Origin of the sequence: Robinsoniella peoriensis, assembly GCF_000797495.1 — a bacterium.
GTDB classification, from domain to species: domain Bacteria; phylum Bacillota; class Clostridia; order Lachnospirales; family Lachnospiraceae; genus Robinsoniella; species Robinsoniella peoriensis.
The window spans coordinates 891,689-904,790 of the sequence record NZ_JTGN01000001.1 but is presented as its reverse complement, the minus strand read 5'-3'; the positions used below and the strand labels follow the sequence as shown (position 1 = coordinate 904,790).

At 39.4% G+C, this 13,102-nt stretch carries 9 protein-coding genes; 7 read left to right on the top strand and 2 right to left on the bottom strand.

What is annotated here, in order from left to right:
• Window positions 1–40: 40 nt before the first annotated feature.
• Together QR40_RS03715 and QR40_RS03710 are read right to left on the bottom strand one after the other, a co-directional pair.
• Window positions 41–832 (bottom strand): class I SAM-dependent methyltransferase, encoded by a 792-nt coding sequence (locus QR40_RS03715; RefSeq protein WP_044293366.1) that lies wholly within the window; start codon window positions 830–832, stop codon window positions 41–43.
• A 220-nt stretch (window positions 833–1,052) separates the two neighbouring features.
• On the bottom strand, window positions 1,053–1,640 hold the full coding sequence (locus QR40_RS03710; RefSeq protein ID WP_044293363.1) for a WHG domain-containing protein: 588 nt from the start codon (window positions 1,638–1,640) through the stop codon (window positions 1,053–1,055).
• A gap of 355 nt (window positions 1,641–1,995) precedes the next feature.
• Between QR40_RS03710 and QR40_RS03705 the strand changes: the two genes are divergently transcribed.
• From QR40_RS03705 to QR40_RS03675, 7 genes are all read left to right on the top strand, one after another.
• Window positions 1,996–3,606 (top strand): response regulator transcription factor, encoded by a 1,611-nt coding sequence (locus tag QR40_RS03705; RefSeq protein WP_044293362.1) that lies wholly within the window; start codon window positions 1,996–1,998, stop codon window positions 3,604–3,606.
• Between the two features lie 27 nt (window positions 3,607–3,633).
• Complete coding sequence (locus tag QR40_RS03700; protein WP_242858443.1) at window positions 3,634–4,668, top strand: sensor histidine kinase; 1,035 nt, start codon at window positions 3,634–3,636, stop codon at window positions 4,666–4,668.
• Window positions 4,669–4,671: 3 nt separating this feature from the next.
• On the top strand, window positions 4,672–6,117 hold the full coding sequence (locus QR40_RS03695; protein WP_044293359.1) for an ATP-binding cassette domain-containing protein: 1,446 nt from the start codon (window positions 4,672–4,674) through the stop codon (window positions 6,115–6,117).
• A 158-nt stretch (window positions 6,118–6,275) separates the two neighbouring features.
• A complete protein-coding gene (locus tag QR40_RS03690) occupies window positions 6,276–7,733 on the top strand; it encodes a sugar ABC transporter ATP-binding protein (protein WP_044293540.1) in 1,458 nt (485 codons plus the stop codon).
• 21 nt (window positions 7,734–7,754) lie between these two features.
• Window positions 7,755–8,735, top strand: a complete 981-nt coding sequence (locus tag QR40_RS03685) for an ABC transporter permease (RefSeq protein WP_081820069.1) — start codon at window positions 7,755–7,757, stop codon at window positions 8,733–8,735.
• 21 nt (window positions 8,736–8,756) lie between these two features.
• Entirely contained in the window at window positions 8,757–9,839 is a 1,083-nt protein-coding gene (locus QR40_RS29465) for a sugar ABC transporter substrate-binding protein (protein WP_052430677.1), read from the top strand.
• A 93-nt stretch (window positions 9,840–9,932) separates the two neighbouring features.
• The gene (locus QR40_RS03675) at window positions 9,933–13,076 is read left to right on the top strand and encodes an alpha-mannosidase (RefSeq protein WP_044293356.1); all 3,144 of its coding nucleotides are present in this window, start codon (window positions 9,933–9,935) and stop codon (window positions 13,074–13,076) included.
• Window positions 13,077–13,102: the final 26 nt, after the last annotated feature.

Here is a 13,102-nt window from a genome sequence, read left to right as displayed (position 1 = left end):
CAAGGGACGCTTTGTAGATTGATGCAGCGGGCTGCACAGACTATTTTCTGAATATGTCAAGAGCATGACTTGTAATACCCAGTAAATCTTCCCGCTCGCAGGTGGCAAAGTGATAATTCAAAAACAATTCAAATGCTTCATCGTCCATTGCATCTACATCTTCCCGCATCAATAAGGCACAGCCGTCAGATGCTGCGTAGTGCAGCCGGGACACAGAAAATGCAGACATCAAATCGTCTATGTTTTCTTTGCGGACAAGTTCAAATAAATCCTTTGGCTGGGACTTTGCGGCAAATGTTTTGGGATCAATCAAGCCCTTTTCAATATATCCGGCAACACTGATATTACCGCGTTTGAACCCTTCGTCAAGGAGACAGCCGTCAGATATGACATACGCGGCGAAAATCACACCGCCCGGTTTTGTCACACGGATTGCTTCGCGCAGGGCCTGTTGTTTGTCTTCTTTGGTGTAAAGATGGTACAGAGGACCTAACAGCAGAGTGATGTTATATTGATTGTCAGAAAAAGCAGACAAATCCAGAGCATTACCTTGCGTAATGGTGATAGTCTCATCAGACTGGGTATTTTGACGGAAAATGTCTATGTTATGCTGGATCAGTTCCACTGCGTCTACGGCATAACCCTGACGTGCCAGTGCGTGGGAATACCGGCCGGTTGCAGCGCCGATTTCAAGCACCCGGTTACCGGGTCTTATGTATTTTTCGATATAATGCATCGTAGTGAGGAATTCAACCGACCCATGCTTTAACGCCAGCCGGCTGTCTTCATCATAATTATTGTAAAATTCGGTTAGGTACTGGTTTGTTTTCATATGGTATCCTTTCTTTCAAGTCAAGCTAATAGATAAAGCCCATTTGTTTCTGGATTCTGATATCACAGATAATATTGGCAATCGTAAATTAAAATAATTAAAGCCCATTTGTTGCTGGATTCTGATATCACAGTCGATATTGGCAATCGTAAAATCTTAAATAATTAAATCCTATTTGTTTTGCAGTCTGATAACACAGGCTGTATTGACAAGGTGAATCTCAAATAGATAAATTCCAATCTGGTTTTTCCTGTCTTATAAGAGCAGACAATAAGTTTACCACCATTTTTTCAGCACTATTTCTATCCAATTCTATTTTTTTCGTCGCGGTTAGGACTGCAATACCATGAGTATATAGGAATAAATCCAAAAATATTACTTTTGCGCATTCTAACTCGACTCCAATGGCTTCCGAAAAAGATCTTGCTTTATTTTCATTATCAATTTCTTTATAAAAATCCTTTGCCTCTGCCATTTTCAAATCCATATCGTTGATAAATAACAACTTAAATAAATGTGTTTCTTCCTGGGCAAATTCAATGTAGGAAAGAGGAAGAATTAAATGGGGACTGATTTTTTCAGAATTACCATAATGGATAACATACTGTTCATAGTATTCATATGCAGAGGCAAGGAAATCCGTTTTTAATTGATCCATGTTTTCATAACAGGTAAAAATAGGTCTTGTAGAACATTGCAGTTTATTTGCAATACTCCTTGCATTTACAGTTTCAAATCCCGACTCTCTTGTAATTTCCAGAACAATATTTAAAATCATTTCTTTCGTTATTTTTGCTTTCGGCGGCATAGTCCAATTCACTTTCTTATATAAAATTATTAAATTACATATGTTACATAACTATTGTTACATATTAAAAAGTATATGTCAAGCGGGAATTCTAGATGCTTCTTGAGGGTGCACTTTAATTATTTCCCAATATTTTGTGAAAAATAAAAAAATACTATTATTTTAGATACGAATATTGTAGAATATAGTCGAAATATATTTGGGAAATATAAAATAATGTGGTTATTTTGCTGAAATTACCAATAAATTCCACGGAATACAGGACGAAATGTCTGGTGGTGACAAAAGATTTAAAGTAAAATAGAAACAGAAGGGGACAAAAGAGTATTTTTTGTAAAATGGTGGAGGAAAGTTTATGATCAAGGTAATGATTGCGGATGATGAAGAAAAGGTGTGCCGATTGATTTATAAACTAATTGATTGGACTTCATTGGAAATGGAAGTAACGTCGATAGCTTATAACGGGATGGAGGCGTTGGAACAAATAAAAGTTTTTAATCCCGATATTGTAATTACGGATATCCGAATGCCTGGATGTGATGGTTTAGAGCTGATACAAAAATCAAAAGAGCTTAATGAATTTGTAGAATTTATCATTATCAGTGGTTATCGACATTTTGACTATGCGCAAAGTGCCATTAAATATGGGGTCAATGATTATCTGTTAAAACCTATTAAAAAAGAAGAACTGATGCAGACTCTGAATAAAATGCGAGAAAAATATCGTAAGAAAAATGAAAACAGCTCCAGGGAGGAAAAAATAAAGCGGCTGCTGGAACAGAGTATTCAGAAGATCCGTTCCAGTATTTTTATAGATTTACTGATGCAGCAGACGGAAGAAGAGAAATTCTATTTAGAAGATATAAATAATAGATATCAGTTTCAATTTCAGGAGGGCTGTTTTCAGGTTATTATAATAAAAATTGATCACAGTGGTGATTTAAGTAAAGCAAGTATTGAGTATCTGGGAGATAAAGTTGCTAATGCCGCATTGAACCGGATTAAAGAACTATGCTGGGAGATAGAATGTTACTTTATAGCAGGGGCTGAATACTGCCTGTTAAATTATAAGGAGGAAAATAAAAAGATTATCCGAAAACAAATCAAAGCGTTACTGGATGAAATAACCCTTCAGGAAGCTTTATTTGAACAGGTGAAATTTACAATAGGAATTGGTACAGCGGTGGAAAAAATACAAAAACTGCATCAGTCATCCAGAGCAGCGGAACTGGCACTGGAGCAGCGGTTGATAGCGGGCACCGGCAAAATCATAGAGGAGGTTTCATCTGAAATTAAAAATATTTCAGCAAACCCAATGTTCTTTACCTTTAATAAATCTTTGACGGATGCTTTCGAGCGGATGGATGCTGAATTGGCTAAATCGTCCGTAGAAATTTTAAAAGAGAATATATTTAGCCAGTCTGATATAACGGGACATGATGTAATACAAGCGGCAGAGGAGGTGTGCAATATCTTTATATCTTGTATGCGGAATAATCAGATCGTTGTGAAAGAGGCCTATTCAAGTATAAACCGGTTTCGGCAGCAGGCTGCTGATTGCAGCAGCGGAGAGCAGCTGTTTTCCTTTCTGGGGGAAGCAATAGCTGACGGACTGCAATTAATTGCTGAAGATAAAAAGCAGGAGGATAGCAGGCCTATAAGAACTGCTAAGTTATATATACAGGATCATTACATGAACGCTGTCACTATCGAAGAGGTCAGTAATGCCGCAGGCTTTAGTGCAACTTATTTTAGTTCTCTTTTCAAAAAAGAAACCGGTAGTACTTTTCTGGAATATCTATCTAAGATCAGGATGACAGCAGCAAAAGATATTCTAAAGAAAACAAATTTGAATGTTGCAGTTATATGTGAACAGGTGGGGTACAGTGATGTGAAATATTTTACGAAAAACTTTAAAAAGCATACTGGATTAAAACCGAATGAATACCGAAAATTATATTCGTAATGCTTGCAGATATAGGAGGATATCCGTATGGGTAATGATAAAGGGAGTGGTGCAAAAAGAAGAAAAACTAATTATATTATGATACGGAGTGCAGTCATAATGTTCCTGCTGGGAGGGTTTTCACTGATTATGCTTATTATGCTTACAATTTTCCGGCAAGAGGGCATGTTCTATATTCTGTTATTGATTGGTCTGTATGGCCTGTTTGGGGCAATTATTTATTTCGGATATCATTTTTTATATAAGCCTTACCGGGATACGGAAAAGGTGTGCAGGTTATTTTCAGAGGGATATTTGCTGCAGGGGTTATTTGAACTAAGAGTGCCTCTGTCTCCCCAGATGGAAGCCGCCACAAATAAATTCAGGGAATTACTGGATATGAAAGAGTTGATAAGTTTGACGAAAAAGCAGGCAGAGTACCTGGCACTGCAAAATCAGATCAATCCCCATTTTTTATACAATACCCTGGAAGGGATAAGAAGTGAGGCATTATATGCAGGTATCGATTCGGTTGCAGAGATGACGGAGGCACTGGCGACCTTTTTTCGCTATACCATCTCAAACGTAGAGCACTTGGTGACTTTAGAGGACGAACTTGCCAATATTGAAAATTATTATATTATACAGCAGTTCCGGTTTGGTAAAAGGCTTAAATACCATGTGGAGATTGACGCGGAGGAAGAACGGGAAATCTTAAAATGCAGGCTGCCAAAGCTCATACTGCAGCCCATAGTAGAAAATGCAATTTATCATGGGATAGAACGTAAGATCGGGGATGGAATTTTATGTGTAAAAATAGAGAATACGGCTTCCCGGTGTATTATCACAATTTCTGATAATGGACTGGGAATGAATGAAACTGTAGTAGATGGTCTGAATGAAAAATTAAAAACTGCTTCCATTACTACATTTCATCAAGATAAAAAAGGCGGCAGTATTGCAGTCGAAAACGTGAATAATCGTATCAAAATATTATTTGGTGAAGAATACGGTATTTATATCTATAGTAAACAAAATGTGGGAACGGATGTGGAAATTACACTTCCCATTGTAAAGGAATAGCTAATGAAAAAAGAAATCCTGAGAATGGAAAACGTTACAAGACAAATTGAAGGGATTACCTATCTGAACAATATTAATTTTCATATATTTAAGGACGAAATCATGGGCCTTTTGACTTTAAATTCCCAGGGGGAGCATCAGCTGGTTTCGTTAATCAGCCAGAATCTGCCTATCCAATACGGTAGAATTTACTTTGATGATCTTCTGGTAAATAGTTATGCCCATAGTGATATGACCAGAAACCGGGTCTCCTTAATAGGGGCAGGGAGCAGATTGGTTAACAATCTGACCATATCAGATAATATTTTTGTTTTGCGCCGGGGGTTTAAGAAGTGTTTTATTAAACGCAGCGTACTGAATCTCCAGGTGCAAAAATTACTGGAAGAGATCAATATAGAAATGAAGCCGGGGCGGCAGGTCAAAGGACTTTCATCCTTAGAGCGGTGTACGGTGGAATTGCTGCGGGCCGTAACGGCTGGCTCTGAGTTAATCATCCTTAACAATTTAAGCAGCTTTTTCAGCACGGTGGAGTTAAGAAAATTTCTGGATATTGTTCAGTTTTTCCGAAAGGAAGGAATTGCATTTCTCTATATCAGTTGTGATTATAAGGAACTTATTCAAGCCTGTCACAGAATTGCCATCCTGGATTCAGGCAAAATTATAAAAATTCTGCCTAAAAAGGAGATGAGTGCCGGGCATATCAGCCCGTATATTATTTCTTTTGATTCCCTAACCATGATGGAGAGTCCGGAAGCAGGAAGTTCTATTTTTCAGTTTGAAAATGTCAGTACAGACTATATTGAGAACTTGTCTTTTTCCATAAACAAAGGGGAATGTACTGTTATTTTAGATATGAATAATTCTGGTTTACAAGAAATAATTGCACTGATATTGGGTGAAAAAAGCCCGTTACAGGGGGCTGTTTTATGTGAAGGAGGAAAAGAGTCCGCACAAAATATTGGAATTATTCCGGCAGATCCCATTCCCGGTCAAATATTTGAAAACTTCAGTTATACAGAAAATATCTGTTTTTTTACTGACGTTAAAATAAAAAAAAGCATTTCCAGAAAAAAGCTGTTAAAAAGCGTAATAAACGAATATGAGCCATTCATTGGACCGGAAATACATACGAAAAATATTTCAGAGCTGGAACTGTCTTCTTTGTATAATATTGTATATTTCCGATACCATCTCTATCATCCCAAAATCCTATTTTGCATACAGCCTCTAGCCCAGGCTGATATGTATCTGCGGCGCCATATTCTGGGGCTGATTCAAAAATTGAAGAATAAGGGAATCACGATTGTAATTTTAACCGTCAGCATATCAGAATTGATGGATGTTGCGGACCGGGTATTGATTATGAAAGATGCTAAGATGATAAAAGATTGCAGGAGTGATGAATTTTTGTTGTTTCAATCTCATTCCGGGGAACAAAATTCTATTTAAAACCGTAAGAATCACCCCTTAAAAAGGAGGATACACCCCTACCTGCCAGAGGATTAAAATGATACACTTTTCATATAGAAAAGCAACAGATCAAGTCGGAATAACTGGAGAATCCAGATGGCAGAAAGGGTATAGGGATGGTTGAAAATGTATTGCATATGTCAAACATAAGTAAAAGTTTTAAAGGTGTCCATGCACTGAAGGGAGTAACATTTCATGCAAAGGCAGGCAAAGTGAATGTCCTGATGGGAGAAAACGGGGCAGGAAAATCAACATTAATGCGTGTTTTAGTGGGCGCACATAAAAAAGACAGTGGTGAGATTTTGATTGCTGGGGAAAAAGTTTCTATTGAGAGTCCCGGTGACGCAATCAAACATCATATTGCCATGATATACCAGGAATTAAATCTTATTATGGATATGACGGTAGAAGAAAATATCTTTATCGGACGGGAAATAACAAAAAGTTTATTTTTAGACAAAAGAGCATTATTGTCAAAAACCCGTCTTTTGATGGAAGAATATGGGGTAAATATTGATCCTAAGGCAGTGGTCAGTCAACTGAGTGTCGCAAATCAGCAAATGCTGGAAATTGTTAAAGCGCTTTCCCTGGATGCCAGAATAATTATAATGGATGAACCTACATCTTCACTTACTGCACCTGAAGTACGTTTACTATTTAAGATTATTAAAAAACTGAATGAACAGGGAATCACCATTATCTACATATCACACCGCATGGAAGAAGTATTTGAGATCGGTGATTATATTACGATTATGCGGGATGGAGAACTGGCAGGTGAATGGTCCCTAAAGGACATGAAACCAGAAGAAGTGATCTGTGCCATGGTTGGTAGGAAAATTTCAAAACCGTTTCCTAAAGAAAAAACAAAATTAGGGGAAACTGTTTTAAAAGTGGAAGGACTGTCAAAAAAAGGTGTATTCGAAAATATTAATTTTGATTTGAGAAAAGGTGAAATTTTAGGAGTTTCCGGACTGGTGGGGGCAGGAAGAACGGAGATGGCGATGGGGATTTTCGGTGCGCTTCCCATTACAGACGGCAGGGTGTATTTGAATGGGAAAGAAATTAAAATACGAAATCCTGGTGATGCAATAAAATATAAAATTGCATATGTGCCGGAAGACAGGAAAGTTCTGGGACTTGATCTGAACGCCCGCATCAGCAATAATATATCCTTAACCAATATGGATCAAACAGCCCCAAAGGGTTTTTTGGATCGCCGGAAAGAAAGAGAACTTGCCAACAGAATGGTTGAAAAACTTAAAATAAAAACCCCCTCTATTTTTCAGGAAGCGGGAAATCTTTCAGGAGGAAACCAGCAAAAAGTAGTTCTTGCAAAATGGCTTTCCAGGGAGTTAGATGTCCTGATTCTGGATGAGCCGACCAGAGGGGTAGATATCGGAGCGAAAGAGGAGATTCATAAGCTGATATCAAAACTGGCGGGAGAAGGACTTAGCATTATCCTGATTTCATCTGAAATGACGGAAGTTCTTGGGATGTCCGACCGGGTGCTGGTGATGCATGAGGGTCAGCAGAAAGTAATATTAGATGCAGGTCTGGCAACACAGGAAAAAGTGATGTCATATGCAGTATAACGACAACAGGAGGGAATTGATATGGATTATAAAAAGGTACCGGCAGGCAAAAAGCTTGTATGGGAGAGAGTAAGCAGGTTTCCGCAATTTAGTATTCTCATTGCGCTGTTATTGCTTCTGATTGTATTTTCATTTGTTTCAAATTCATTTTTTACTTTTAATAATATTATCAATGTATTTCGGCAGACATCAACTAGTATTATTGTGTCTATTGGTATGACATTTGTATTTATTCTGGGCGGCATGGATCTTTCTGTGGGTTCCGCTGCCTGTTTGTCAGGACTGCTTGCAGCAGGCCTGATGACCGGAAAAAACGGCATGCAGCCGATCCCGGTCGTTGCAGCTATTCTGCTGGCACTTTTGGCAGGTACTTTTATCGGGCTTATAAATGGGATTATTATTACCAGGATTAAACTGCCGCCATTTATTGTGACACTGGCTATGATGAGTACAGTTAGAGGTATCGCACTGGTTTATACAGACGGTTCACCAATTTCAAAATTACCAAATCAGGCATTGGACTTGGGCAGAGGATATTTAGGTGCAATTCCGATTCCGGTAATCGTGATGGCTGTAGTTTTGGCAATTGCGTGGATTGTACTTGCCTGTACAAGGTTTGGGAGATATATCTATGCCATTGGCGGAAATGAGGAATGTACGAGGCTTTCTGGAATTAATGTCAATAAAATAAAATTGATTGTATACTCAATCAGCGGCCTTTGTGCAGCTATTACAGGAATATTGCTTACCATGAGACTGGGATCCGGACAGCCTACTCTGGCAGAAGGATTAGAGATGGATGCAATTACTGCGGTAGTTTTGGGAGGGACTGCAATTACAGGTGGCAGAGGTTATATGCTGGGTACACTGCTGGGATGTGTTTTCCTGACATTTTTAGGGAATGGTTTTAATATCATAGGTATTTCATCTTTTTGGCAGCAGATACTCAAAGGTATCATTCTGATTGTCGCGATCAGTTTGTATAGTACAAAGAAAAAGTAATGGAAAAGGAAGGGTATGAAAATGAAGAAAAAATTATTGGTGGTTTTAGCAGCAGGTATTATGGGAGCATCCTTATTGGCAGGATGCGGTGAAAATAATACCTCATCGGAAACAAAGGCAGTCCAGGAAAATGCAGCAGAAGAAAAAACGGAAACAGAACCGGGAGCCGGGCAGTCAAAAGAAGCATTGGATGATAAGGTAATCGGTATGTCGCTTATGGCATTTAATCATCCTTTTATGCAGGATATTATGAAAAGTGCAATGTATACTGCAGAAGAAGCAGGCTATACCGTATCGGCTGTGGATGCAAACTGGGATGCTGCAACACAGCAGCAGGGACTGGAGGATTTAATCAGCAGCGGAAAAATGAAGGCATTATTTGTCAACGCGGTTGATGGTGATGCAATTGTTCCTGTAGTGGAAGAAGCAAATAAAGCAGGAATACCGGTGATCACAGTAGATACAAAATCCAATGGTGGGGATGTATTTGCCCACGCAGCATCGGACAGCAAAGAGATTGGTAAAATGGCAGGTGAATACGCTGCAAAGCTGTTAAAAGAAAAAAATGGATCGGAAAAGGGAAAGACTATCGTAATTAATTATCCGCAGGTAACGAGTATGGCAGAAAGAGTCAGTGGTTTTAAAGAGGAATTATCCCAATATCCTGAAATTGAAATTATTGAAAAAAATGTACTTGAACTGACACCGGAAAGTGCCCAGGCTTTAATGGATGATTTGATCCAGACATATCCTGAAGGCTCATTTGATTTATTATTTGCGGCCAATGCTACGACTGGCGTTGGTGCAAATGCTGTTACGGAATCCGCAAACAGAACGGATTATCTGGTAATTGCCGTCGATGATGATCCGGAATTAATTGCAGCCCTGCAAAGAGGAAAACAGTTTAAAGGCATGGTAGTACAGGATGGCATCGATATCGGGAAAAAAGGAATGGAACTGTGTATAGCTGGTGCGGAAGGAAAAACTGCAGAAGAAAAAATAGTTGCTACCAGAATTTCACTGGTGACAAATGAGAACTTAGAAGAGTATCAGAAAGAATATGCAGAGAGACAAAAGGTTATAGAATCATACGGCCAGAAATAAATTATGTCACAATAAAAGTGTGAATACAGATAACTGATTTGGGCTTATTCCAAAATTGAAATAAGCCCAAACCGGAAAGGATTGGGTAGGGATATGAATAATATTGACAAATGGATCGATGAAGTGAAAGAATTGACCAGTAAAATATCAGAAGCAGGGCAGATCGGGATTTGTACGTTTGCCCAGGGTAATGTGGAGGATTGTGAAATGGTTAATTTTGACGATTCTGCCTGGGAGAAGGTGATGGGAAAAAGTGTGCCCATCAATGGAATCAACACTGGCTCCGGAGGGAGTGTTCAAGGAGAAGCAGGGATAGAAACCCGTGACTGGAATATGTCATATGGGGAAGCAGCTTTAAGGAAACAAATCACTTACCCATCTACCGTGGAGGGGATATGCACTGATAATGCAAAAATATCGATTACCATGACTATACTTGCACCGGTTCAGGTTTTTTTAGACGGAGTAAAGATTGCAGATTTTAAATACTGGGGGGATACCCGCCACTGTGAACTATGTATAAATGAAAATCATAAAAAAGGCCAGAAATATTTACTGGTATTGAAGACGCCGGAAACAGGGGGGGATGCTTATCTGGGGATCTATATCAATTGCGATATTCTGGATAAACAGATGCTGGAATTGATGACTGCTGTTGAACAGCTGTTGTTTACTCAAAAACTTGCATTACTGCATGGTTCTGAGATAAATAAATACCTGGATATCCTGGAAAGGAAACTGGATACGGATACTGTACGGAACCGGAATTGGGTGGAAATCCGGAAACAGCTTGAACTGATTGATGAAGTGCTGAAGAACACCGACGTATTTGCAAAAGAGTTTAAAGTACATATGATTGCCCATGCCCATATTGATATGAACTGGCTTTGGGATTATCAGGATACCGAAGATATCTGTATCAGGGATTTCAGGACAATCTGCAATATTATGGATGAAAATCCGGATTTGAGATTTTCTCAGAGCCAGTCTTGTGTATATGACATTGTGCAGAAAAAAGATCCTGCAACGTTTGAAAGGGTTCTGAAAAAGATTCAGGAAGGCACATGGGAAGTGACGGCAGCTACCTGGTCTGAGAATGACTTAAATATGACTGGCGGGGAGACCATGGCACGTAATCTGTATCATGCTTCTGATTATGCAAAAGAGGTATTAAAGACAATACCTTCAAGAGTTGTCTGGGAACCGGACACTTTTGGCCATCCGGCATCCACACCAAATATACTTGCCAAAGCAGGGGTGGAATATTATTATCATTTCAGATGTCCCAGGGGTGCGGGACTTACCTGGTGGGAAGGAACCGATGGCTCCCGGATACTGGATTTTGCATTTGGACCGTATAATAATATGATCCGCCCCCAGAATGTCATGCCGGTTGTTCACAGTTTATTTGATCATTATGGGCTAAAAAGTTCCATGTTTGTGTTTGGTGTGGGGGACCATGGGGGAGGACCGACAAAATATGACATTAAGGTTAAACGATATCTGGATCAAAAACCAGGACTGCCCAGGTTTGTATTTTCCAAAGTATGCGATTTCTTTGATGAAGTCTTGATATTAAAAAAGGATTTTCCTGTTGTTAAGGATGAGCAGAACCCGATATTCGCAGGATGCTACACAACAAAGACAAAGATAAAAAAGTATGCCAGAGACGGGGAGGCAGGGCTGCTGAATGCAGAATCGGTACTTGCATATCAGAGCACCCGTCAGGATCAGATACATTATATGGGGGAACTTACAGAAGCGTGGAAAGATTTGGGGTTCTTGGGATTTCATGATATTATATGCGGATGCGGGAATCATGCACAGGACGAGTATGACTATGCTTTGGGGAAAAGTATAGTGGACAGAGCTGAAAAAACCGTAAATGGCATGTTCCATACCAATGAATCGGATCAGGTAATCAGTGTTTATAACCAGCTTGCTCAAACGCGGAGTGAGGTGGTAAGAGTGGATGCACCGTCAAATATCCCTCCGGCTGGAACCTTAAAAGATGCAGACGGCTGTTTGATTCCTTATCAGATCGAAGATGGGAAGCTGCATTTTACAGCACAGGATCTTCTTCCGCTGTCAGTTACAAAATATCTGATAACAAATGAAAAGATACCGGGAACCAGCGTTCGAATTGAAAAAACCGGAACTCCCAAATCCGGCGGTTTTTTACGGGCGGAGACAGAGCGGTATGTGATGGAACTCAGCATGCTTACCGGAACAATTATGAAACTGTATGATAAAAAGGAAAAGAAGCATGTACTAGAAGAGATGCAGCCCTATGCTGAAGATGCCGGTTCATTCTGTGCACATAAAAGTTCCAATCTCTTGAAAATTTCTTTTGAGCAGCCCCGTATTATGTCCGCATGGATTCTGGGAAATGAATATAAATATGAAAATATCATAGGAATTCCTGAGATTTCAATTGCTGCAAAGGGACCAGTATTTACGACAATTAAAATATTGCATACCTATAACAAAACCACGATAGAGCAATACATAACTTTATATACCCGGTTCGACAGAATTGATTTTAAAGCAGATGTTGACTGGCAGGAATTTGGCAGCGATGTGATCGGTGTTCCAACATTAAAAGTTGGAATTACCAGCGACATTCAAAAGCCTGATTTTATCTATGAAACGCCTTTTGGAAGTATTACCAGAGGCCGGCATAATACGGAACTTCCTTCTTACCGCTATACAGCCGTTTCCGGTGAAGAAAGAACACTTGCAATGTTCAATAACTGCAAATTCGGATTCTCGGCACAGGGATCAACACTGTCTATGACTATGGTCCGGGGTTCCTATTCTCCGAGTGCAAGGCCAGATGAAGGTATGACCAGTACTTGTTATGCCTTAAAGCCATACTATGGATTAACGGATAAGGCAGAACTTACCAGGGACGCGGCTTCCTTCAATCAGCCGCCGATTGCAGCCTGCTGCAATTACGATAACAGTAATAACGAAAGTCCATTGCTTCAATGTGATAACAAAAATATCTGGATATCCTGTGTGAAACCTGCATTTAACAGGGATGCTATTGTAGTCAGGATAATGGAATGCTGCGGACAGAAAACTGAGACTGCCTTAAAGCTTCATCAGCTTTTCAACAAGGCTTATATTACAGATATAAAAGAGGAAATCCAGACACCGGTACCCGTAAATGACGGGGAAGCCGTATTCAGCCTGGGTGCGAATGAGATTATTACCGTGCTGATTACAAAATAGTATAGCTAAAAATCTAGAGAGTTCCG

Bases quoted from the DNA above. Each gene is read 5' to 3' on its own strand.
- QR40_RS03710 (WP_044293363.1), bottom strand. From the start codon at position 1,640: ATGCCGCCGAAAGCAAAAATAACGAAAGAAATGATTTTAAATATTGTT.
- QR40_RS03700 (WP_242858443.1), top strand. From the start codon at position 3,634: ATGGGTAATGATAAAGGGAGTGGTGCAAAAAGAAGAAAAACTAATTAT.
- QR40_RS03690 (WP_044293540.1), top strand. From the start codon at position 6,276: ATGTCAAACATAAGTAAAAGTTTTAAAGGTGTCCATGCACTGAAGGGA.
- QR40_RS03715 (WP_044293366.1), bottom strand. From the start codon at position 832: ATGAAAACAAACCAGTACCTAACCGAATTTTACAATAATTATGATGAA.
- QR40_RS03685 (WP_081820069.1), top strand. From the start codon at position 7,755: ATGGATTATAAAAAGGTACCGGCAGGCAAAAAGCTTGTATGGGAGAGA.
- QR40_RS03695 (WP_044293359.1), top strand. From the start codon at position 4,672: ATGAAAAAAGAAATCCTGAGAATGGAAAACGTTACAAGACAAATTGAA.
- QR40_RS03705 (WP_044293362.1), top strand. From the start codon at position 1,996: ATGATCAAGGTAATGATTGCGGATGATGAAGAAAAGGTGTGCCGATTG.
- QR40_RS03675 (WP_044293356.1), top strand. From the start codon at position 9,933: ATGAATAATATTGACAAATGGATCGATGAAGTGAAAGAATTGACCAGT.
- QR40_RS29465 (WP_052430677.1), top strand. From the start codon at position 8,757: ATGAAGAAAAAATTATTGGTGGTTTTAGCAGCAGGTATTATGGGAGCA.